Origin of the sequence: Streptomyces sp. NBC_00250 (genome assembly GCF_036192275.1) — a bacterium.
Lineage (GTDB): Bacteria > Actinomycetota > Actinomycetes > Streptomycetales > Streptomycetaceae > Streptomyces.
In genome coordinates this window covers 847,161-868,628 of the sequence record NZ_CP108088.1, presented here as the reverse complement: position 1 = coordinate 868,628, position 21,468 = coordinate 847,161, and the positions used below count along the sequence as shown (strand labels likewise).

The following is a 21,468-nucleotide window of genomic DNA, read 5'->3' as shown; positions in this document are numbered from 1 at the left end:
GGCGTGCGGGGCGCGCCGGGCACCGTCAGGCGTGTCGATCAAGCTGTGCGTCTTCACGTCCTTCCCCACCTTGGCGAGGTCGCGCTGAGGGACGTCTCCGCGACCGTGCTTCGGGGGTACGTCGCGACCCTCGAAGAGGAATGCGCTCCCCGTTCCGCCCGGAAAGTTCTCATGCTGCTTTCGAACATCTTCGAGACAGCGATCGACGACAAGCGGCTTGCTCGCAATCCCATGCGTGCCAAGTCGGTGCGCTGGCCAAAGGTGCCAGCAGAAGAGCGCGAGGCATGGCCGCTGGAGACCGCCCTGCGGGTCCGGGACATCATCAACCCGCGTTACCGGATCGCAGTCGTTGTCGCCCTGGGGTGCGGGCTTCGTCAAGGCGAAGCCTTTGGGCTCTCACCCCACGATGAGTACCCGGCTGTCGAAGTCGAGCTGCCCTGGGGTGGTCCGGAGCCCGAGCGGGAGAAGCGGGCCTTCCCTCTCCTTCTGGCCACTCCACACGGTAATGCCCTCCGGTCCAACGACTTCAACGACCATGCCTGGAAGCCCGCCCTTGCGAAGGCGGGCGTCATCCCCATGCGGGAGCCCGGGCAACGCTGGAAGGCGTCCCGCAAGGACGGCTTCCGCGTACTCCGCCACACCTACGCCTCGATCATCCTCGAGGCCGGGGAATCCGTCGTCACCCTCGCCCGATGGCTGGGCCACTCCAGCCCGACCATCACCCTTGACCACTATGCTCACTTCATGCCCGAGGTCGGTGGAAAGGGGGCGCGCTGTGGTCGACGCACTGCTCGGCGTGGTGCCTGAACGAACCCCAGAAGTCCTCACCCTCACCTGAGAGAACGGGTGGCACGGCAGACACTGTGCGACCCGTTCTCGTTGTACGGGCTGCGTGACATCGAGCAGCCGCATGCCAGCCCGGCCAGCACTCTGAGTGACGGCCGCAGTAGCAGTTCGGCTTCTGTCTGGCCGTGCAGGGGAGCGGAGTCGCAGGCCGGGCAGTCAGCCGTTCGCTGCACAGGGTCGCGCATTCTCCCCAGATTCTCCCCAGGGCTCCGGGGCGCCGCATTTCGACGAGTTCTCCAGCCTCAGACCTTGATCGTTTCAGCATCCTGAACTGCCCGTGAAACGCAGAGCGGTGCCATGTACATCTCACGCACTCGGGCCTAGCGTCGGCCGCCGGCGCGACTGACGCACGGACCCCGAGGAGCCGCCTTGACCACGCATCACCCGCCCCGAAGGCGAGGCCGCGCGCTCGCGCTCATAGCGCTCGCCGTCACCGTCCTGGTGGGCGCCGCCCCCGTCGCCCAGGCCGAGGAGATCCCCCTCGGCCTCGGACACCGCCTCGTGGAGCACTACGAGGGCGCCCCCGCCACCGCACAGCCCGTGCCCGGCGAGGGCACCGCCCAGCATCCGTACCTGGCCCCCAACGGGCGCAGCGGCATGCACGCCGACGGTGCGGGCAGCGGCACCCACCCCTACCCCGGGCCGCTCGGTCGCGCACCGCGCGTCGACAGCGAGAAGATCGCTCCCGTCGGCGGGGAGTGCGCCACCGTCACCTTCGACTCCGGCGGCCGGCTCGTCACCGTGTGCGGCACCTTCAACGGCTTCCTGCTGAAGCTGCTCGACCCGCGCACCCTGGACACCCTCGCCGAGTACAAGCTGCCGCAGCGGTCCTCGACCGTCGAGGCCATCACCCGCCTCGACTTCGAGAAGATCTTCAAGGACACCTCCGGCGGCGCCTACTTCTACCTCGACGACCAGGACCGGGTCGTCCTCGCCGACTCCCGGCAGCACATCCAGCGCATCGCGCACCGTCAGAAGGCCGACGGTGCCTGGGAGTTCGTCGTCCAGAACGACTGGGACCTCACCTCCCTCGTTCCCCACGACTGCGTCACCTGGACGAACCTCTTCCCCAGCGGAGTCTGCGACCCCGTCACCTCCGTCATGCCGGACTGGGACGGCCGCATCTGGTGGGTCACCCGCCTCGGCCGCGTGGGCACCGTCGACCCCGCCACGGGCGCGTTGCGCGCGATCCGGCTCGAAGGGGAGGAGATCCAGAACTCCTTCTCCGTCGCGGAGGACGGAGTCTCCCTCGTCACCGACCACGCCCTGTACGGCTTCGAGTCCGACGCGGACGGCGTCCCGCGCGTGCGCTGGCGCGAGACGTACGACCGGGGGACCGGCACCAAGCCCGGTTCGGTGAACCAGGGTTCGGGCACCACCCCCGACCTCTTCGGCACCCGCGACGAGTACGTGGCCATCACCGACAACGCCGACGACCGCATGAACGTACTCGTCTACCGCAGGGGCGCCGACGTCCCCGCGTCCGAGCGCCTCGTCTGCAAGGTGCCGGTCTTCGGCTCGGGAGCGTCGACCACCGACAACTCCCTGATCAGCTGGGGCAACAGCCTCGTCGTCGAGAACAACTACGGCTACGAGAACCCGAGTACGCTCACCCTCGGCCGGAGCGTCGTCGGCGGCGCGACCCGGATCGACGTCCGCGCCGACGGCAGCGGCTGCGACACCGTGTGGGAGAGCGACGTCCGTTCCCCCTCGACCGTCCCGAAGCTGTCCACCGCCAACGGGCTGCTCTACTTCTACGAGAAGCGCCCCAACGCCTGGGGCATCGACGCCTGGTACCTCACGGCCGTCGACTTCCGCACCGGCAAGCGGGCCTTCAGCCGCTTCACCGGCACCGGCCTCGCGTACGACAACAACTGGGCCCCGATCACCCTCGGCCCCGACGGCACCGCGTACGTCGGCGTCTTCAACGGCATCGTCGCCGTCCGCGACACCGCCTGAGCCGCCCGGACGCACGGAACCGCCCCGGGACGCGCGTCCCGGGGCGGTCTCCCGTACCGCTCACTCCATCTCGGGCATCGCGCCGACGGTGGTCTTCATGTCGATCACGGCGAAGGCGGCCCCCTGCGGGTCCACGATCGCCGCGAAACGGCCGAACGGGCTGTCCATCGGCCCGAACACCTTCCGCCCGTTGAGACGTTCGGCCGCCTCGACGGCCTTGTCGCAGTTGTCGACGGCGAAGTACAGCTGGATGTACGACGGGATCTCCGGCGGGAAGTCCTCCGCCGTCATCACCATCCGTCCGAGCACCGGCTGGTCACCACCGAGGTCGAAGACCCGGTAGTCCATGTGCTCGTCCTTCATCTTCTTCGAGTTGTAGCCGAAGACGTCGGTGTAGAACTTGTCGGCCTTCTCCGGCTCCCGGGTGAAGACCTCGGCCCAGGCGAACGAGCCGCTCTCGCCCTCCAGCTCGAAGCCCTCGTGCTGACCCCCCTGCCAGATGCCGAACGTGGCACCCGACGGATCCTGCGCGATGCACATCGACCCGAAGTCGCCGACTTGCATCGGCTCCATCAAGACGGTCCCGCCCGCGCTCCGGATCTTCTCCGCCGTGGCGGCGACGTCGGGCGAGGCGAAGTACAGACACCAGGCCGACTGCGGTTCGCCGTCCTGCCCCGGCATCGGTGGCACGACGGCCGCCACCGCCTTGCCGCCCTTGTACGCCTGCGTGTAGTTGCCGAATTCCGAGGAGGACTCGCCGAAGGTCCAGCCGAGCACGTCGCCGTAGAACGTCTTGGCGCCCTCGACGTCGGTGAACATCGCGTCGGTCCAGACCGGCGTGCCTTCAGGTCGTGCGGCCATGACGGTGACTCCCACTTCCGATTCGATGACGTGTTCCTGTGAGCCACGCTAGCCACGCTCGCCGTGGCCCGCTCGGTGACACGTCGCGACCGCTCGGGGATGCTGCGATCATCCGGTCATGGGGACACAGGGGGACAACGCGATGATCGAGGTACCCGCGGGGCGGGTCACGCTGTCGGACCGGCGCACCGAGCGCAGCTGGACGGTCGACGTCGGCCCGTACGGCCTGAGCGCCGTCCCGGTCACACAGGAGCTGTACGAGCGGGTCACGGGCGAGCGGCCGAGCACCGCACGGGGCGACCGGCTGCCCGTGGAAGGGGTGTCCTGGCAGGACGCGGTCCGCTTCTGCAACGCCCTCTCCCTCCGCGAGGGGCTGAGCCCGGCGTACCGCGACGCGCAGGACGCGCCGGAGTGGGACAGGACCGCCGACGGATACCGCCTGCCCACCGAGGCCGAATGGGAACACGCCTGCCGCTCCGGCACCACGGAGGCGCGCTACGGCCCGCTCGACGAGATCGCCTGGCACCGCGGCAACTCCGGCGAGCGCCTCCACGAAGCCGGCGAACGCCGCCCCAATGCCTGGGGCCTCCACGACATGCTGGGCAACGTCTGGGAGTGGTGCTGGGACCTGTACGACTCGGAGGTCTACGGCAGCTACCGGGTGCTGCGCGGCGGCGGCTGGTTCGACGAGCACTGGAGCTGCCGCGCCTCGGTCCGCCGTCGCAGCCACCCCACCCTGCGCATCGACGACGTGGGCTTCCGCCTCGCCCGCACCCTCCCGGGCTGAGCGACCCGGAGGGTCAGCCCGGCAGCCGACCCAGGGTGTAGCGGTGGAAGGGGCCGTCGGGCAGGGGCAGCTCCGGCCGCCACATCCGCAGCACCTGGGCGGAGGGCAGGAACAGCGCCTCCGGCAGACGGTCGGGCTCCGTCCACTCCCAGCGCTCGATCTTGTCCGGCTCGGCCACGGCGGGCACGCCCCGGAAGCCCCGTACCGCCGTGGCGGCGGTCATCCGGGTCATCAGGGCGGAGGCGACCGAGTCCAGGATCAGCCCGATGACCTCCACGTCGGCGGCGTCCGCGACGAGCGTCGTCTCCTCGGCCAGCTCACGGACCGCCGCTTCCTCCACGGACTCACCGGGCTCGACCTTCCCGCCCGGCAGCTCCCACACCCCGGAGCGATGCAGCCCGAGGAGCACCCGGCCGGCCTCGTCGGTCACCACGACCCCCGCGCCGAGAGAGGCCTGGGCGGGCGGCGGCTGGACATTGCGCTGGGCGGCGGCGGCCCCTTCGGCGGCGGTCATGACTCCCCTTCTACCAGCAGCCTTCCCCGCGCCACAAAGCCCCGCGTAACAAATGCCCATACCCCCTTGAATCGGGCGTGAAAAGGAGGAAACTCGTCTTTACACCGGACAACCGGAGAGAGCCGCACCCGCCGACGGAGACGTCCGAAGGCCCGCGTGACCCTTGCATCGGCTCTGGCCAGGCCCCCGGCGGGGCCGGTCGGGCACGGAGCCGTCGGCGACGGCCGATGACCGCGCGAACCGACCCGGACCGCCGGGGACTGTCATGCCCGGGGCCGGCTCGTCCGCCCGGGTCTTCCGTCAGTCCCGGGGTACGGGCGGGATCACGGCGACCGGGCAGTGCGCGTGGTGCAGCACCGCATGGGCGACCGAACCGATGAGCAGCGAGCCGAAGCGGTGCCGGTGGTGACGGCCCACGACCAGCAGCCCGGCATCCCGCGAGCCCTCCACCAGCAGGCCCGCCGCGTCCGCGGGCACCACCGTCGGGACGAGCTCGACCCCCGGCCAGCGCGCGACGAACGGCCGCAGCCGTTCCTCCTGCTCCCGCTCCGCCTCCTGTACGAACTCCTCCGCGGTGTCCGCGAGAGGCATCGGCGGAGGGACTTGCAGCGCCGGGGCCGGGGCGACGACGAGGCTGCTCGGCTGGGGAGGCAGCCGGAACGCCGTCACGGCCTCCAGCGGCACGCCCCGGTGGTGCGCCGCCTCGAACGCGAAGGTCACCACCTCGTCCGGAGTCTCCTCCGGGTGCAGGCCGAGCAGCACCCGGCCGGCCTCCGCCCCGCCCTCCAGAGCCGCCGCGCGTGCCTCGTGCGGGACGACGACGAGCGGACAGGGCGAGGTCGCGGCGAGAGTCCGGCTGGTCGAGCCGAGCAGCAGACTGGCGAAGCCGCCGCGCCCGCGGGAACCGGTCACCAGGAGCCGTGCGCCCCGGGCCGCCGCCGGCAGGGCGTCGGTCACCGACCCGTCGAGGGACTCGTACCGCGTGGGAATCCGGTGTCCGCGCTCCTCGACCACCGTCCGCACGGCCGTCACGACCGAGTCGGGAATCTCCGGCGACGGCCCCAGAGAGGCGATACGGGCGGCGCCGAGCTGGAGGGCGTCGGAGCGAACGTGGGCCACGACCAGCGGCGCTCCCAGGTGCTCGGCGGCGCTCACGGCCCACTCCAGGGCCCGGAGACTGTGCTCGGACCCGTCCACGCCGACGACGACCGGCGGCTCGGACGCGGTGTTCGTATCACTCATGAGGGAATGACTCCCGCGCCCGGGCGCGCGCCACACCGGTCAGGACCCGTCACGACCGGCCCCGTGGGCAAGCGACCCGGGAAGCGACACGGCACAGGATCGACGGCGAAACGACACCGGACCGGTCCGATGGCGAAACCATCAGGACCGGTCCGGCGGTGAAAGCGATCAGGCGCCCTGGTCGCGGCGCGCGGCACGCTCCGCGTCGCGCTCCTTGATGCGGACGGTCTCCTTGCGGACCTCCGCCTGGGTGGCGCGCTCCTTCTGCAGCCACTCCGGCAGCTCCTGCCGGAGCGCCTCGATCTGCTCGGTGGTGAGCGGGTCGGTGATGCCACCGCGCGCGAGACCGGCGATGGAGATACCGAGCCGCTGCGCGACCACCGGGCGGGGGTGCGGACCGTTCTTCCGGAGCTCCTGGAGCCACTCGGGCGGGTTGGCCTGGAGATCGTTCAGCTCGGTGCGCGAGACGACACCCTCCTGGAACTCTGCGGGGGTGGCCTCGAGGTACACACCCAGCTTCTTCGCCGCGGTGGCGGGCTTCATCGTCTGGGTGCTCTGGTGCGACGTCATGAGGTCAAGGGTATCGAGCGTGCGGGCGAGTTCCGACCACGGCAGCTACCGGTAACCTGGCGGGGTGACAGGCTCGGACGCTTCCCCCTCGCTTACCTCCCCTCCGTTCCGGCTCGCGTACGTCCCCGGAGTGACACCCTCGAAGTGGGTGCGGGTCTGGAACGAGCGCCTGCCCGACGTGCCCCTGACGCTGCTCGCCGTGACGCCCGCCGAGGCCTTCGGCGCGCTCCGGGAGGGCGCGGCCGACGCGGGCCTGGTGCGGCTGCCCGTCGACAAGGACGACCTGAGCGCCATCCCGCTCTACACGGAGACGACCGTCGTCGTCATCCCCAAGGACCACCTGCTCGCGGCGGCCGAGGAGGTGTCGGCCGAGGACCTCGCCGAGGAACTCGTCCTGCACCCGCTCGACGACACCCTCGGCTGGGAGCGGCTGCCGGGCCGCGCGGCGAACGAGCGCCCCGAGACGACGGCCGACGCGATCGAGCTGGTCGCGGCGGGCGTCGGCGTGCTCGCCGTGCCGCAGTCCCTCGCGCGGCTGCACCACCGCAAGGACCTCACCTACCGGACGCTGACGGACGTCCCGCAGTCGCGGGTGGCCCTGTCGTGGCCGGCCGCCGACGAGGCCCCCGACCTGGTGGAGGAGTTCATCGGGATCGTGCGCGGCCGCACGGTGAACAGCACCCGGGGCCGGCGCGCCGAGGCCCAGAAGGGCCAGAAGCAGGCGAAGGACCAGAAGCGCGGCCAGAAGCCGGCGAAGCCGGGCGGGTCCGGGAAGCCGGGTGCCGGTTCGCGTACGACGGGCAAGCCCACGGCCCGCAAGTCCGGCGGCGCCGGTGGCTCCGGCCGGGGTCGCACGGGCGGAAAGCCCCGCAAGAGGTCCTGAGCCGCCCCGAGCGGTCGTGAGCCGTTCCCCGTCCGTACGGCGGACGCCGCTCCCCCGGACGGACGGCCGCTCGGCATACTGACCCCTCCTGATCATCGAGATCACACAGGAGGAGCTTTGGCCGCCAGTTTCAGGACCGTCGTCGAGGTGGGAGCGGACCACCTCGCGCAGGCCCGGTCCATCGACCGGAGGTTCCAGGAGGCGATCGCCCCGGCGACCGTCAACTTCGACTTCGAGGCGATACGGGAGGCCGCCGCGGCCGTTCCGGACAGCACCGTGGTGAAGATGGTGCGGGGCTGGGGGCTCCAGGAGTACGCCCCCGTCCTGGTCATGGTCCTCTCCCTCAAGGAGGCCGTCCGGCAGGCGCTTCCGCCGGAGTGCGCGGAGGCCGGATTCTGGGCCACCGTCGAGCGGGAGCTCGTCCAGGCCTTCACCGGTCTCGCCGCGCAGGAGGGGCAGCCCGGTCTCTCCTTCTACGAGGAGTCGGGGGAGCGGACCCGTTTCTACCGGGACCTGTTCTTCGCCCTCCAGGACGAGGAGACCGGGGAGCACATGTACGCCCTGGCCTTCTGCATCGACGTGACCGTCGAGCTGCCGAAGGCGGAGGCCGTCGCCCTGGAGCTGACGGACGTCGTGCCGTTCGCGGTGCGGCTCAACGCGATCGTGGTCCGCCAGGCCCTGGGCCTCGCGGCCTGACGTCCCACGTCGCCGTGCCCGCCGGCCCGCCGTCCCGGGCCGGACCCCCGTCTCCCCGATTCCGTTCGGTCCCTTCAGTCCTTCAAGTCCTTCAGTCCTTCAGGCTTTGAGGCGCCAGCGGCCGCCCCGCGCCGCCGCGACGAGCTCAGGCACCGTGGCGAGCTTGACCCGGGGACGCCCCGCCTCCTGCCCCCTGGCCCGCTCGGTCCGGTCGATGGCCGCGAGACCGCGCGCGTCGACGAGATGCCGGCTGCGGCTCCGCGCCAGTCGGCGGAAGTCCTGCGCCGTGCCCGTCGGCGTCGGCAGGGCCCCGGAGACCGCGTCCGCGAGCAGCGTCCCGACCGTCTCCTCCGCACAGGCCCGGTTGGCCCCGATGCCCCCGGACGGTCCGCGCTTGATCCAGCCGACGACATAGCCCCCGGGCAGCCCGGCCACCCGCCCGGCCTCGTGCGGCACCGTGCCCGTCGCCTCGTCGAAGGGCAGACCCGGCAGCGGGACGCCCCGGTAGCCGATCGCCCGGACGAGGAGTCCCGCCTCGATCTCCGTACCGCACGGCGATCCGTCCTCGGTCACCCGGACCGCGCGGACGGAGCCGGTGCCGACGGCCTCGACCGGGGCCGAGTGGAACCGCAGCACGATCCGGCGCCGGTCCGGTGCGGGAGCCCGCGTCCAGTCCACCGTCTCCCGTGCCACGTCCCGGAGCAGCGCGGCCTTCTCCCCGTCCGCCGCCGCGTCCACGGCGGCGCCGGTGCGTGGGTCCCGGTCGTCGACGACCAGGTCGACGCCGGGCAGGTGCTTGAGGGCGAGGAGTTCGGATGTCGTGTACGCCGCGTCCTCGGGGCCCCGGCGGCCGAGCAGCACCACCTCGCGGACCCGGGTGCCGCGCAGGGCGGCGAGGGCGTGGTCGGCGATGTCCGTTCCGGCGAGGGCGTCGGGGTCCGTGACGAGGACGCGGGCGACGTCGAGGGCGACGTTGCCGTTGCCGACCACGACGACCCGCTCGGCGGAGAGCGGGACGGCGTCCGCGTCGGTCTCGGGATGCGCGTTGTACCAGGACACGACGGAGGTCGCCGAGACGCTGCCGGGCAACTCCTCGCCGGGGATGCCCAGTCGGCGGTCGGAGGGCGCGCCCACCGCGTAGACCACCGCGTCGTGGTGCGCGGCGAGCTCCTCGACGGTGACGTCCTTGCCGATCTCCACGCCCAGCCGCATCCGGACCCGGGGATGGCTGTGGAAGCGCGCGAAGGTGTCCCCGGCGCCCTTCGTCGCGGGGTGGTCCGGTGCCACGCCGTACCGGAGGAGTCCGCCGGCCACCGGCAGCCGGTCGACCAGGGTGACCTCGGCGTTGGTGTGCAGGAGCAGGTCCTCGGCGGCGTACATGCCGGCGGGTCCCGTGCCGACGACCGCGATCCGCAGCGGGGCGAAGTCGGCGGGCAGGGAGCGGCGGAACGAGGGTTCGCTCCAGTTGTGGAAGTTGGGCGAGGCGAGCGTCGGCGCGGGGGTGCGGTCCGCGTAGTACTCCGCGTTGATCGCCTCGTACTCCCGCAGCCGTCCGGTGAGCCGGTCCGCCGGGAAGACCGCGTCGACGGGGCAGGCGTCGGCGCAGGCGCCGCAGTCGATGCAGGCCTTGGGGTCGATGTACAGCATCTCCGTGGTGCCGAAGTCCGGCTCCTCGGGCGTCGGATGGATGCAGTTGACCGGGCAGACGGCGACGCAGGTGGCGTCGTTGCAGCAGGTCTGGGTGATCGCGTAGGTCATGTCGTCGGCTCTGCTCTGCTCGGCTCGGAGGGGTCAGACGAGGTGGGCGCGCTGGTAGAAGAAGAGCGCGGGCCGGGTCAGCATCCCGACGTCGGCCAGGAACTCCATCAGTCCGGAGCAACTGGCGCGCAGCTGCGCCTTGTAGTGCTCGTTGGCGGCCGCCTCGCGGCGGGCGCGCTCGGGGTCGAGTCCGGCCCGCACGTACACCTCGGGGTTCACCAGGCTGGTGATGATGTAGTACGCGGCGATGGCGACCACGAGGGCCTGGAAGTGACGGCGGGCCCTGCTCGCGCGTGCGAGGTTGCGGCGCGTCTCGTCCCGGGCGAACTTCATGTGCCGGGACTCCTCCACGACGTGGATGTTGCTGATGGTGCGGACGAAGGGGACGACCCGCTCGTCGCGCATCCAGTCGCGCTGCATGACGTCGAGGACCTCCTCGGCGACGAGGATGCCGGCGTACGCGGCTTCGCCGAAGCCGACGGTCTTCATGAAGCGGCCGAGCTCCAGCACGGCCCGCTTCGGCCGGTACGCGGGGGCGCCGAGCTTCTGGGAGCCCCGGGCGAACATGATGGAGTGCCGGCACTCGTCGGCGATCTCGGTGAGGGCCCACTGGAACCGGGGATCGGTGTGGTCCATGCGGTAGATGTCGCGGAGCACCATCTGCTGGAGGATCATCTCGAACCAGATGCCGGTGCTGGCCACCGAGGCGGTCTCCTGCCGGGTCAGCTCCTTGCGCTGCTCCTCGGTCATCTCGTTCCAGTACGCGGTGCCGTAGAGGGAGTTCCACTCGGGACTCTGGCCGTGGAAGTCCTTGTCGAGGGGGGTGTCCCAGTCGACCTCGACGGCGGGGTCGTACGACAGCTTCGCCGCCGACCGGAGCAGCCGCTCGGCGACGTCCGACTCGGTGACGTCCTGGTCCTCGTGGTCCGGGCGAACGGTGCTGCTGGCCATGGTGCGGCTCCTTGGATCGCGCGATCGGCGGCTCGGACGCTTATTAGACATCACGTCTAGCAAGCTTGTTAGACGGAACGTATAGCAAGGGTCCGGGGCAGGCCTACCCCTCGGTACGGACTTCTTCCCGCGGGCACGCGAACGGGGCCGGAGCCCAGTCGGCTCCGGCCCCGTCACAGGGTCGCGTGAAGGCGTCGCCTCAGCGTCAGAAGGTCAGGTTCCAGGCGTCGATCTTGCCCGTGTCCTGGCTCGCGTTGTCGTTCACGCGGAGCTTCCAGACCCCGTTCGCGACCTCCGCCGAGGCGTTGACCGTGAACGTCTGGACGATGTCGTCCGTGCCGCTGCCGGACCGGTTGTGGACCGTGTACACGGTGCCGTCCGGGGCCACCAGATCGACCTTCAGGTCACCGATGTAGGTGTGCTTGACGTCCACGCCCACCTTGAGGGTGGCCGGGGCGTTGCCCGTCACGCCGCTGACCGTGATCGAGCTCTCCACCGTGGCGTTGTCCGCGATCGCGACGTCGGTGAGGTTCTCGAAGTACGCGCCGGGCGGCGGGGTGCTGCCGCCGACGGCCTTCAGGGCGTCGACCGCGCCCTCACCGAAGAAGCCGTTCTTGGTCGCGGTGCCCTTGCAGCGGGTGTCCGAGGGGCAGGCCCTGTCCGTGGCCTGGACGCCCAGCTGGTCCCGGATCTGCGCCGGGGTGAACGTCGGGTTGGTGCTCGCGATCAGCGCGGCGACGCCGGTGACGTGCGGGGAGGCCATCGAGGTGCCGCTCATGTTGCCGTACTTGCCGCCCGGCAGCGTCGAGTACACCTGGGTGGAGCCGTCACCGCCCGGCGCGGCGATGTCGACGACGCCGTTGCCGAAGTTCGAGTACGAGGCCTTCGCGCCGCCGCTGGCCTGCGCGGCGACCGTCACGACGCCCGGCAGCTCGGTCGGGATGTCGATGCAGGCGTTGGTGATGGTGCGGGTGACCGGGGTCGAGTCGTTGGGGCTCTCGGAGTCGGTCGTCTTGTTCGCCAGGTCGTAGTTGGAGTTGCCGGCGGCGGCCACCTGGAGCGAACCCTTGCCCTCGGCGTACACCTGTGCCCGGCGGACACCCTCGATGATGGCGGCCTGGTCCACGTTGTCCGGGCAGTTGAACTGCCACGGGTCCGTGTAGTAGCTGTTGTTGGTGACCTTGAAGCCGTGGTCACCGGCCCACATGAAGCCGCAGACGGTGTTCTCCGCGAAGAACAGGCTGCTGGTCGGCTCCGCGATGCGGACGGAGGAGATCTTCACGCCCGGCGCGACGCCGATGACGCCCTTGCCGTTCTTGGCGGCCGCGATCGTGCCCGCGACGTGCGTGCCGTGGGTGCCGACGTCACGCCAGGCGCCCGCGCGCGTGTCCGCCTTGCCGTAGGCGCAGGAGGCCGAGTCGGCGGCGTTGAAGTTGGGCGCGATGTCCTGGTGCTGGTCGTCCACGCCGGTGTCGAGGACACCGACCTTCACCGTCGCCGAACCGGTGGTGACCGCCCAGGCCTGCTCGGCCTTGATCTGCGTCATGTCCCAGCGGTTCGACTCCGTCAGCGTGGTGGCCGACTGCGCGGGGTTCGCCGGGAGCGCCGGGTTGTAGGCGTCGGCGGGGACGTCGGACGTACGGGTCGCACCGACCTGCTGGACGCCGCCGACCGTGCGCATCGCCGAGGCGAACGACGAGGACGTCGAGTGCGCCACGATCACGCCGATCGCGTCATACGTCGCGAAGACCGAACCGCCGTTGCTCGCGACCGCGCCGCTGACCGCCGAGGTGCCGCCGGGAGCCGTGATCACCAGGTACGCGCGGGTGCCCGCGGCCCATGCGGCCGGAGCCGCCGCCGTGGTCGTCGTGCTGTGCGTCGCCCCCGCCGCACGGGCCGCGACGGGCGCCGTGTCGGTCGGTGCTGCCTGGGCGAATCCCGCGGGAGCGGCGAGCGCGACGGTCGTACCGAGCGCCGCGACGGCTATCGCCGACGATCTCAACCGGCTGGATATGAGGGAAAACAATGCGTCCTCCGATGACCCGGTGGCGCGGGTGGCGCCCGCCGGGCCGTGTGATGTGTGGGGTGGACGCAAGATCCCAGAGTCGTGAGTCGGAGGGAAGCATTCCGTACGAGAAGTCCGTTCGCGTTACGCACTGTTGACCGAGGGCGGGGATTTCCTGGACAGCCGTCCATGTATCCTGGACACCCGTCCAGGAAATCTGGGCGGATGAATGCGGAGGAGACGACGGTGGAGACGACGGCGAACGTGCTGGTGGGCCTGGTGGCCGCCCTGCACGCGTACATCCTGGTTCTGGAGATGTTCCTCTGGGAGAAGAAGCCGGGGCGCGGCCTCTCGGGCTTCGACGCCGACATGGCCCGCGCGACCGCGCCGCTCGCCGCGAACCAGGGCCTCTACAACGGCTTCCTGGCCGCCGGACTCGTCTGGGGCCTGATCGCCGACGACCCGACCGGCTTCCGGGTCCAGGTCTTCTTCCTCGGCTGTGTCGTCATCGCCGGTCTGTACGGCGGAGCCACCGCCAACCGCCGCATCCTGGTCGCCCAGGCGCTCCCCGGGGCGCTCGCCCTCGGCGCCGTATTGTGGAGCCGGTGAGGGAACCGAAGAACGGGCCGGTGAACGGGTCTGCGGCCGGGCCGGTGGCCGCGACGCCGGGCGACCCCCGCGCGGCCAGGACGCGCGGCAAACTGCGCCAGGCACTCTTCGACGAGTGCGCCGAGCGCCCGCTGGCCGAGGTCACCATCGCCACGCTCGTACGCCGGGCCGGCGTCGGCCGCGCCACCTTCTACGTCCATTACAGCGACCTGGATGCCCTCGCGGTCGACGCCTGCGCCGACGTGGTCCGGGACGCGGTGGACGCCCTGCACGCCTGGCGGGGCACTCCCGACCCGGCGTCCCCGCCGCCCGCACTGCTCGACTTCCTCGCCGCGATCGCCCCGCACGCGGGCCTCTACCGCGCCCTGCTGCGCCCGGGCGGTGGCGGACCGCTCGGTCTCGTGCTCCACGAGGACCTGCGGGCCCGCAGCTTCCACGAGCGCCGGCTGGCCGGGGCCCCCGAGCCGGAACTGATCGCCTCGGCGGTGGCCGCGACCTTCGCCGGAGTGCTCGCCGACTGGCTGCACGGCCTCGTGGAGGGCGACTCGGACCGGATCGCCCACCAGATCTGGCGCCTGCTCGTCACCCTGCACCGCACGCCGTTGGGGTAGTACGGGCAGGCCCGTACCACCCCGCGACGCAGGCGTTCCGGCTACTTCAGGTACGGGCCCGCGGCGCCGATCCTGCCGGGGCCGTTCAGGACGTACACCCGAAGGTTGCCCTTGCCCGGCGCGCCGACCGAGAGCGTGCCGTTGGTGACGGTCTTCACGTCGCCGGTGACCGCGTCGGTGTACGTGCCGTTCGGGATGCTCGTGTACGTGGCGCCGCCCGTGATCGTGACCAGGGCGAAGCTGTCCGTACTCCCGCTGGTGTAGCGGCGCTTGAACGCCATGCCGCCCGAGATGCCCTCCGTGGAGTACTGCCCCGTCTGGAGCGCGGGGATGGCGCGGCGGATCTGGTTGAGCCGCTGCACGTGCTTCACCAGGGGCTGTTGCAGCGTGGTCGCGACCGCCCCGGAGGCCGAGGAGACCTGGGAGAAGTCGGAGGCCGTGACGCTGCCGGCGACGTGGTCGCCGAAGTACGCGCGGCCGGTCGTGGCGAGCGGGCAGGACGGCCCGCAGTCGATCTTCTTCCCCTTCTGGAACTCGATCTCGGAGCCGTAGTACAGCGTCGGGATGCCGCGGAAGGTCCACATCAGGGACATGTTCTCCGCCCAGGCGTCGGTGCCGCCGGTGTACCGCTCGCTCGACTTGTTGGGGCCGTAGTCGTGGCTGTCGACGTAGACGACGTTGTACGTGGCGTCGTTGTAACTGTCGTCCGAGTCCTTGCCGTTGTAGAAGGCGTTCGACGCGTCACCGAAGTTCATGTGCATGCGCATGTCGATGACGTTCATGCCGGAGAAGCGGCTGTGGTCGGGGGTGTGGTAGCTGTTCCCGTTCAGGAAGGCGTTGGTGGAGGTGGGCTGGCTGCCGGTGCCCTGCTGCTGCTCGTAGTCGTACATCTCCAGGGCGGCCTTGGTGTCGTCGGCGTCGTACTCCTTGCGCTCCTTCCAGGTGTAGAACTGCGCCGAGTGGTTCACCGAGCCGCGGTTCCACTTGTCGTTCACGAAGGCCGCGACCTCGCCGAAGACGAAGAAGTTCTTCGCGGCCTCGGCGCCGTGGCTCTGTGTGACCCGCTCCTGGATGGCGGGCAGGAAGCGGCGGTTCCAGGTGGTGCGCGGGATGTGCACGGCCGTGTCCACGCGGAAGCCGTCGACGCCCATGTCGATGTACTTGTCGTAGGCGCCGATCAGGTAGTTCTGCACGGTCGGGTTCTCGGTGTCGAAGTCGGCGAGGTCCTCGTGCAGCCAGCACGAACGGGAGTCCTCACCCTCCCAGTTGCCGATCCAGCACTGGTGGAAGAGCGCCTTCGGGAACATCCCGGACGTCGGGCTCGGCCACTGGCAGTTGTAGACGGTGTAGCCCTCGGCGCTCTTGCCGCCGGTGGGCTTGCCCCAGTTGAGGCAGGTGTTGCCGGCCGGCTCGGCCGTCGACCACAGGTCGCCGTTGTAGTAGGACTTCCCGGACTTGGCGTCGACCGTCAGGCCGTCGTACTCGAAGCCGGGCTGCTTCTCGTCGTAGTACCAGCTCCACTGGCTGTCCCGGACGCCGTACACGGTGGGCGTGAACAGGCCCTTGGCGCCCCAGCGCGAGGAGTGGTTGTAGACGACGTCCTGGTAGATCTTCATGCCCTTGGCGTGGGCGGCGTCGATCAGGTCCTGGTAGGAGGCGCCGGCCGACTCCAGGCGCGGGTCGACCTTGTAGAAGTCGTAGCCGTGGTACCCGTGGTAGTCGTAGTCGGACCGGTTCAGGACCACCGGGGTCACCCAGATCGCCGAGAAGCCGAGGCCCTTGACGTAGTCGAGCTTCTGGACGAGACCCTTGAAGTCGCCCCGGAACATGGGGTCGTCGTTGGCCGCGTTGCCCGACTTGGTGTGCTGGCTGCCGCCTCGGTTGTTCGACGCGTCGCCGTCGTAGAAGCGAGCGGTCAGGACGAAGTAGATCGGGTCCTTGCGCGGGTCGGTGCCGAGCGGCTTGCCGGTGCCGGGGTTCGCCGGCTTGTCCCCGGTGGTGGCGGTCGCGGGCGCCGAGGCGGCGGAGACGTTGCCCGCCGCGTCCACGGCCTTCACCGTGTAGGTGTACGCGGTCCGCTCGGCGAGGCCCGTGTCGGAGAACACGGTGGAGCCGACGTCCGTGACGACCGTCCCGCCGCTGCCACCGACGCGGGTGACCTGGTACTTCGTCACGCCCTTGTCGTCGGTGGCGGGGTCCCAGGTGAGCAGCACCGAGACGCCGTCCGCCGCGGCGGTCACCTTCGTGGGGGCGGTCGGGGCCTGGGTGTCGGGCACTTCGGCGGCGCACGGATCGGCCGCGTTCGCCGTCACCGCGTTGTTCCGTACGGTGCTGACGCCCGCGCCGATGGCGTAGTCGGCGCCCCCGTTGTTGTCCCAGGTGCCGTTGCCGTTGTTGAAGGCGGCCTTGAGCGAGGTGGCCGTCCCGAGGTCGACCTCCCGCTTCCACCAGCCGGTGCAGGCGGCCTGCATGCCGACGCCGGGGACGGTGGTCCAGGCGCCGCCCGCGGGCTGGTAGTGGATGTTGGCGGTCGACCAGCCGAGGGCCTCGGTCGAGTAGTAGACGGTGGCCTTGGCGCCCGCGGTGGGGGTCGGCGTCGGCGTGGGTTCGGTTCCGGCGCAGGGGTCCGAGTGGGCGATCACCCCGTCCTTGACGGTGATGGCGCCGGTGCCCAGGGCGTAGTTCTTGCCGCCGTTGTTGTCCCAGGTCCCGCTGCCGTTGTTGAAGGTGGCCTGGAGCCCGGTCGCCGTGCCGAGGGTGACGGTCTTCTTCACCCAGTCGGTACAGGCGGCCTCCATGGCCACGCCGGGGACGGTGGTCCAGGAACCTCCGTCGGGTGCCCAATGGAGGTTGTACTGCGCCCAGTTCTTCGTCTTCGTCCAGTAGAAGACCGTCGCCGTGGTCTCGGCGGTGGCCGCGACCGGGGCGGTGCGCGGGTCGCCGTCCGGAGAGGGTCCGCCGGACGGTGCGGTCACCGGACCGAGGACGCCGGCGGCGACCGCCAGGGCGGCCAACGGCCGGAGGGGGAGCCGTCTGTGAGGGGGTGTCAGTCCGCGGGTGCGTGTCATCCGAATCTCCAGGCAGGTCCGTGCGTCGCCGGGTGGACCTCTGCCCCGGGCGGACGGGAATCGAAGCCTCTTGGAAACGCTCTCGGAAACTTGCAGAAACATCTTGCGTGGCCGGAACGTATCGCCACGCGACTGCCGCGTAAAGAGGTTCGACGGAAGTGCGGACGTACGGACATGTGGAAAAGTGGGCGCCTCTGTTGATCGCGCCTCCGGTGAAAGAAGGCATCCGATGAAGCTCCCCATGCCCCTGTACGTGCTCAACGAAGGGCTGGCGTTCCTCCTGGAGTTGGCGGCGCTGGCCCTGCTCGCGTGGTGGGGCTGGGAGAGCGTGGAGGCCTGGGCCCCGCGCCTCCTGCTCGCCGTCGCCGCGCCCGCGGCGGCGGCCGTCCTGTGGGGGCTCTTCGCCGCCCCGAAGGCGCGGGTGCGGCTACCGGTGGCGGGTGTGCTGGCCGTGAAGGCGCTGGTGTTCGGCGCCGCCGCGGCCGCGCTCTATGCCCTGGGACGGCACGGCGGGGCGGTCGTCTTCGCCGTCGTGGCCCTGGTCAACACCGCCCTCGCGACGGTGGACCGCCGGGCTCGCGCGGCGGCCTGAAGTGGTCGGTGACGCCCCCTCAGGGGTGCGGCCGGGGGTGTCGCTCCAGGGGCCCCTCAGGGGCGCGGCCAGGGGCGTCCCTCCAGGCGCTCGATGTCCCGGTTGAAGCGTTCGAGGAAGGCCGCGAAGCGGGCCACGTCCTCGGGTGACCAGTGCTCCATGACCCGGTCGAGTCCCTCGATGTTCGAGCTCCGGTCCGCCTCCAGGCGTCGCTCGCCCTCCTCGGTGATGCGGAACTTGCGGGCGATCCCGCCCTGCGGGTCGGGGATGCGCTCCACGACCCCGGCGCGCAGCATCGCCGCGGTCTGCCGGTTGAGCGTGGAGGCGTCGAGCCCGAAGGCCTCGCTGAGCTGCCCGATGGACATCGGCCCGTGCATGCGGATGCGGCTCAGCAGGACGTACGCGCTGCGGTCCAGGTGGCCGCCGGCGGCCCGGGAGCGGGGCGCGTACAGATGGGCGTGCCGACCGAGCAGCATGGTCTCGAACTCGACCAGGTGAAGGGGTTTGTCCACGGGCTTGTCCATGAGGCCATTGTCCCTCGTGCTGATCGCATGTGCATCATGCATGCCTTGTGTATGGGACCATCAATGTGCAGTATGCATATTGACCCATGGCGGACGACCGCCGTGGACGATCGAGGGAGAACTCGTGGACGGCTCCAAGCCCGACGCCCGACCCGGAGGCGTCGTCGGCGTCCTCGCGCTCGCGGGCATCGTGGCCGCACTCATGCAGACCCTGGTGGTGCCGCTCATCGGTGACCTCCCCAAGCTGCTCGACACCAGCGCGTCCAACGCCTCCTGGGTGATCACCGCCACCCTGCTCGCGGGCGCCGTCGCCACCCCCGTGGCCGGCCGGCTCGGCGACACCCTCGGCAAGCGGCGGGTCCTGCTCGTCTCCGTGATCCCGCTCGTCGTCGGCTCGGTGGTCTGCGCGCTCGCCTCCTCCGTCGTCCCGATGATCGTCGGACGCGGCCTCCAGGGCCTCGGCATGGGCGTCGTACCACTCGGCATCAGCCTGCTCCGCGACATCCTCCCGCCCGAGAAGCTCGGCGGCTCCATCGCCCTGATGAGCGCCTCCATGGGCGTCGGCGGCGCCCTCGGCCTGCCCTTCTCCGCCGCCGTCGCCGAGAACGCCAGCTGGCGCGTGCTCTTCTGGGTCGCCGCCGCGCTCAGCGTCGTGGTGGGCCTCCTGATCTGGCGCGTCGCCCCCGCGGGACGGCGCGCCGCCGCCCCCGGCCGCTTCGACGTGCCAGGAGCGCTCGGCCTCGGCGTCGGACTCGTCGCCCTGCTGCTCGCCGTCTCCAAGGGCGCGACCTGGGGCTGGGGCAGCGGCACCACCCTCGGCCTCTTCGCCGTCGCGGTGGTCGTCCTGCTCGCCTGGGGCCGGTGGGAGCTGCGTACCCGCGACCCCCTCGTCGACCTGCGCGTCACCGCCCGCCCGGTCGTCCTGATGACCAACATGGCGTCGGTCCTCGTCGGATTCGCCATGTACGCGCAGTCCCTGGTCGTCCCGCAGCTCTTCCAGTTGCCCGAGGCGACCGGCTACGGACTCGGCCAGTCGATGATGGCCATGGGCCTCTGGATGGCCCCGGCGGGTCTGATGATGATGGTCCTGGCCCCGCTCGGCGCCAAGCTCTCGGCCGCCCGCGGTCCCAAGGTCACGCTCTCCGTCGGCGCCCTCGTGATCGCCGTCGGATACGGATCCTCCCTCGCCCTGATGGGCACCACCTGGGGTCTGCTCGTCGTGACCCTCATCTGCAACACGGGTGTGGGACTCGCCTACGGGGCCATGCCGGCCCTCATCATGGGCGCGGTCCCGCAGGAGGAGACCGCGTCGGCCAACAGCTTCAACACCCTGATGCGATCCATCGGCACCTCCGTCTCGGCCGCCGTGATCGGTGTCGTCCTCGCCCAGATGACCACCACCCTCGGCGGTCACGCACTGCCCTCCGAGGACGGCTTCCGCGTCGCCATGCTCATCGGCTGCGGCGTCGGACTCGCCGCTGCCGCCGTCGCGGCCCTGATCCCCGCCCGGCACTCGGCCTCGGCCGCCTCCGACGCGTCCGGTTCCGGCACCGAGCCCGGTGCCACCCCGCGCGCCGCCTCGGAGGCCACCGCCTGAGTCCGGTGGGTCGCCTCCGGCGCGACCACCGGCTGAGCCCGGCGCCACCGAGCCCCCATCCGGGGCCGAGCGCCGGGCTCAGCCGCCGACGGCGGTGAATCCCGCCCTCTTGTAGGTGCGCATCAGCAGTGCCGTCTCCGTCGAGGTCAAGCCCTCCAGCCGGGCGAAGACCCGTGCCGCGAACTCCTGGAACTCCCGGGTGTCCCGGTGGCTGGAGTACCCCAGCAGGCTCGTCCCCCCGCTCGTGACCACCAGGTGGCGGAGCGCCGGTTCGCGCGCGAGCAGCCGGACCGCGGGGTCGAGCTCGCGGTGCGGCACCCCCAGCCGGAACCGCGCCTCCACCGGATAGCCCAGTACCGCCGGGTCCGCGTGCAGGCGCAGGTGCAGGACGTGCGACTCCGTCAGACGCGCCAGTCGCCGCCGGGCCGTCGTCTCGCCGACGCTGAGCTCCCGCGCCAGCCGGGTCGTCGACATCCGGGCGTCCCGCCGGAGCAGCTCCACCAGCCGCCGGTCGAGCTCGTCCACGACCGGCGGCTCGGGAAGCGCCGTGCCCTCGATCGCGTGCCGGCGCACATCCGTGGGCTCGTCGTCGTACGGCGCCCAGTCGCTCGCCGTGAGCAGCAGCCGGAGCACCAGCGCCGAGTGGATGTCCACGACGCCGTCGAGCCGGCCGATGACGGTGTCCACCAGGGTGAGCAGCGCGTCGTGACCGGGCGCGTGGAGTTCCACGAACACGTCGAGCGCACCGGTGGCGACCTCCACCGACCGGGTCTCCTCCAGTGCGGCGAGCGTCAGGGCCACCTCGTGGACACGGCCCGGCGCGCACCGCACGGCGACCTCGGCCGTCACCCCCTCGTACTGGTACTCGGGGATGAGCGCGGCGACGAAGGCCACGCGCCCGTCGGCGGTCATTCGTTCGAGCCGGCGTGCGACGGTCCGCTCGTGCGCCCCGACCACGGTGGCGACATCGGCGAACGCGGCGCGCGGGTCACGGTGGAGGACCTTGAGGATCCCGTGGTCCAGCGCGTCCAGACCCCCGCCGCCCCGGGGACCGGCTGCCCCTTCGATTCCGGCCGGAGCGCCCCCGCCGCCCCGGGGACCGGCAGCCCCCTCGTTCCCGGCGGGATCGCCCCCGCCTCCGTACCGCGTCGCCCGTTCGGCCGTCATCGCGTCGCCCGTTCCGCCGTCATGCCGCCGTCCTTCCTTCCGGCCAGGAGCCCGCCCGAAGGTGAGCCTCACGACCCCCTGATGCCCGAATCCGCCGCACATCCCCCACCTCCTGCCGCAATCGGCCGACTTCACTGTCAACTCTTGCCCGAAGTGCCGTTCGCTCGCCACATTGTGGTGCATCTTCCGCCCCCGTACCCCACCCGCCGGGCGGCCCCCTCCCCATCG

19 protein-coding genes are annotated in these 21,468 nt (G+C 71.2%); 9 read left to right on the top strand and 10 right to left on the bottom strand.

All coding sequences use genetic code 11. The features are described 5' to 3' along the window. Positions 1–3 precede the first annotated feature (3 nt). Positions 4–807, top strand: a complete 804-nt coding sequence (locus OG259_RS03700) for a tyrosine-type recombinase/integrase (RefSeq protein ID WP_328940861.1) — start codon at positions 4–6, stop codon at positions 805–807. A gap of 408 nt (positions 808–1,215) precedes the next feature. Continuing rightward, the gene (locus OG259_RS03695; protein ID WP_328940860.1) at positions 1,216–2,805 is read left to right on the top strand and encodes a hypothetical protein; all 1,590 of its coding nucleotides are present in this window, start codon (positions 1,216–1,218) and stop codon (positions 2,803–2,805) included. Positions 2,806–2,865: 60 nt separating this feature from the next. Here the strand turns inward: OG259_RS03695 and OG259_RS03690 are convergent, their stop codons facing one another. Further along, on the bottom strand, positions 2,866–3,666 hold the full coding sequence (locus OG259_RS03690; RefSeq protein WP_328940859.1) for a VOC family protein: 801 nt from the start codon (positions 3,664–3,666) through the stop codon (positions 2,866–2,868). A 118-nt stretch (positions 3,667–3,784) separates the two neighbouring features. Here OG259_RS03690 and OG259_RS03685 point away from each other — a divergent pair, with 118 nt between their 5' ends. After that, the gene (locus tag OG259_RS03685; RefSeq protein ID WP_328940858.1) at positions 3,785–4,453 is read left to right on the top strand and encodes a formylglycine-generating enzyme family protein; all 669 of its coding nucleotides are present in this window, start codon (positions 3,785–3,787) and stop codon (positions 4,451–4,453) included. Positions 4,454–4,466: 13 nt separating this feature from the next. On the opposite strand, the gene OG259_RS03680 is transcribed toward OG259_RS03685, so the two are convergent. From OG259_RS03680 to OG259_RS03670, 3 genes are all read right to left on the bottom strand, one after another. After that, complete coding sequence (locus OG259_RS03680; RefSeq protein ID WP_328940857.1) at positions 4,467–4,967, bottom strand: nucleotide triphosphate diphosphatase NUDT15; 501 nt, start codon at positions 4,965–4,967, stop codon at positions 4,467–4,469. A gap of 300 nt (positions 4,968–5,267) precedes the next feature. Next, positions 5,268–6,209, bottom strand: a complete 942-nt coding sequence (locus OG259_RS03675) for a universal stress protein (protein WP_328940856.1) — start codon at positions 6,207–6,209, stop codon at positions 5,268–5,270. A gap of 168 nt (positions 6,210–6,377) precedes the next feature. Further along, positions 6,378–6,779 (bottom strand): DUF5997 family protein, encoded by a 402-nt coding sequence (locus OG259_RS03670; protein WP_328940855.1) that lies wholly within the window; start codon positions 6,777–6,779, stop codon positions 6,378–6,380. A gap of 64 nt (positions 6,780–6,843) precedes the next feature. Here OG259_RS03670 and OG259_RS03665 point away from each other — a divergent pair, with 64 nt between their 5' ends. Together OG259_RS03665 and OG259_RS03660 are read left to right on the top strand one after the other, a co-directional pair. Next, on the top strand, positions 6,844–7,662 hold the full coding sequence (locus tag OG259_RS03665) for a LysR family substrate-binding domain-containing protein (RefSeq protein WP_328940854.1): 819 nt from the start codon (positions 6,844–6,846) through the stop codon (positions 7,660–7,662). A 117-nt stretch (positions 7,663–7,779) separates the two neighbouring features. After that, positions 7,780–8,358 carry a Type-2Aa cytolytic delta-endotoxin gene (locus OG259_RS03660; protein WP_328940853.1) on the top strand — a complete coding sequence of 193 codons (579 nt, stop codon included), beginning with the start codon at positions 7,780–7,782 and terminating at the stop codon, positions 8,356–8,358. 99 nt (positions 8,359–8,457) lie between these two features. On the opposite strand, the gene OG259_RS03655 is transcribed toward OG259_RS03660, so the two are convergent. The 3 genes from OG259_RS03655 to OG259_RS03645 all read right to left on the bottom strand — a co-directional run bounded on the left by OG259_RS03655 (position 8,458) and on the right by OG259_RS03645 (position 13,093). Next, complete coding sequence (locus OG259_RS03655) at positions 8,458–10,116, bottom strand: FAD-dependent oxidoreductase (protein ID WP_328940852.1); 1,659 nt, start codon at positions 10,114–10,116, stop codon at positions 8,458–8,460. Between the two features lie 33 nt (positions 10,117–10,149). After that, positions 10,150–11,067, bottom strand: coding sequence for an AurF N-oxygenase family protein (locus OG259_RS03650; protein ID WP_328940851.1), 918 nt, complete (start codon positions 11,065–11,067; stop codon positions 10,150–10,152). Between the two features lie 205 nt (positions 11,068–11,272). After that, entirely contained in the window at positions 11,273–13,093 is a 1,821-nt protein-coding gene (locus tag OG259_RS03645; protein ID WP_328940850.1) for a S8 family peptidase, read from the bottom strand. A 225-nt stretch (positions 13,094–13,318) separates the two neighbouring features. Between OG259_RS03645 and OG259_RS03640 the strand changes: the two genes are divergently transcribed. Both OG259_RS03640 and OG259_RS03635 read left to right on the top strand, forming a co-directional pair. Continuing rightward, positions 13,319–13,681 (top strand): DUF1304 domain-containing protein, encoded by a 363-nt coding sequence (locus tag OG259_RS03640; protein WP_328946985.1) that lies wholly within the window; start codon positions 13,319–13,321, stop codon positions 13,679–13,681. A gap of 44 nt (positions 13,682–13,725) precedes the next feature. Next, positions 13,726–14,292: a TetR/AcrR family transcriptional regulator gene (locus OG259_RS03635; RefSeq protein ID WP_443052113.1), complete on the top strand. Its 567-nt coding sequence runs from the start codon at positions 13,726–13,728 to the stop codon at positions 14,290–14,292. A gap of 41 nt (positions 14,293–14,333) precedes the next feature. Here the strand turns inward: OG259_RS03635 and OG259_RS03630 are convergent, their stop codons facing one another. After that, positions 14,334–17,360 (bottom strand): carbohydrate binding domain-containing protein, encoded by a 3,027-nt coding sequence (locus OG259_RS03630; RefSeq protein WP_328940849.1) that lies wholly within the window; start codon positions 17,358–17,360, stop codon positions 14,334–14,336. Between the two features lie 229 nt (positions 17,361–17,589). Between OG259_RS03630 and OG259_RS03625 the strand changes: the two genes are divergently transcribed. Then, a complete protein-coding gene (locus OG259_RS03625; RefSeq protein ID WP_328940848.1) occupies positions 17,590–17,952 on the top strand; it encodes a YrdB family protein in 363 nt (120 codons plus the stop codon). A gap of 56 nt (positions 17,953–18,008) precedes the next feature. On the opposite strand, the gene OG259_RS03620 is transcribed toward OG259_RS03625, so the two are convergent. After that, entirely contained in the window at positions 18,009–18,476 is a 468-nt protein-coding gene (locus OG259_RS03620) for a MarR family winged helix-turn-helix transcriptional regulator (protein ID WP_328940847.1), read from the bottom strand. A gap of 124 nt (positions 18,477–18,600) precedes the next feature. Between OG259_RS03620 and OG259_RS03615 the strand changes: the two genes are divergently transcribed. After that, positions 18,601–20,073 (top strand): MFS transporter, encoded by a 1,473-nt coding sequence (locus OG259_RS03615; RefSeq protein WP_328940846.1) that lies wholly within the window; start codon positions 18,601–18,603, stop codon positions 20,071–20,073. 78 nt (positions 20,074–20,151) lie between these two features. On the opposite strand, the gene OG259_RS03610 is transcribed toward OG259_RS03615, so the two are convergent. Beyond that, entirely contained in the window at positions 20,152–21,240 is a 1,089-nt protein-coding gene (locus OG259_RS03610) for an Lrp/AsnC family transcriptional regulator (protein WP_328940845.1), read from the bottom strand. Positions 21,241–21,468 lie beyond the last annotated feature (228 nt).

What these genes read in the sequence shown, in the direction of transcription:
- OG259_RS03690 (WP_328940859.1), bottom strand. Translation starts at nt 3,666, where the DNA reads ATGGCCGCACGACCTGAAGGCACGCCGGTCTGGACCGACGCGATGTTC.
- OG259_RS03685 (WP_328940858.1), top strand. Translation starts at nt 3,785, where the DNA reads ATGGGGACACAGGGGGACAACGCGATGATCGAGGTACCCGCGGGGCGG.
- OG259_RS03680 (WP_328940857.1), bottom strand. Translation starts at nt 4,967, where the DNA reads ATGACCGCCGCCGAAGGGGCCGCCGCCGCCCAGCGCAATGTCCAGCCG.
- OG259_RS03675 (WP_328940856.1), bottom strand. Translation starts at nt 6,209, where the DNA reads ATGAGTGATACGAACACCGCGTCCGAGCCGCCGGTCGTCGTCGGCGTG.
- OG259_RS03670 (WP_328940855.1), bottom strand. Translation starts at nt 6,779, where the DNA reads ATGACGTCGCACCAGAGCACCCAGACGATGAAGCCCGCCACCGCGGCG.
- OG259_RS03655 (WP_328940852.1), bottom strand. Translation starts at nt 10,116, where the DNA reads ATGACCTACGCGATCACCCAGACCTGCTGCAACGACGCCACCTGCGTC.
- OG259_RS03650 (WP_328940851.1), bottom strand. Translation starts at nt 11,067, where the DNA reads ATGGCCAGCAGCACCGTTCGCCCGGACCACGAGGACCAGGACGTCACC.
- OG259_RS03630 (WP_328940849.1), bottom strand. Translation starts at nt 17,360, where the DNA reads ATGACACGCACCCGCGGACTGACACCCCCTCACAGACGGCTCCCCCTC.
- OG259_RS03625 (WP_328940848.1), top strand. Translation starts at nt 17,590, where the DNA reads ATGAAGCTCCCCATGCCCCTGTACGTGCTCAACGAAGGGCTGGCGTTC.
- OG259_RS03620 (WP_328940847.1), bottom strand. Translation starts at nt 18,476, where the DNA reads ATGGACAAGCCCGTGGACAAACCCCTTCACCTGGTCGAGTTCGAGACC.
- OG259_RS03610 (WP_328940845.1), bottom strand. Translation starts at nt 21,240, where the DNA reads ATGACGGCCGAACGGGCGACGCGGTACGGAGGCGGGGGCGATCCCGCC.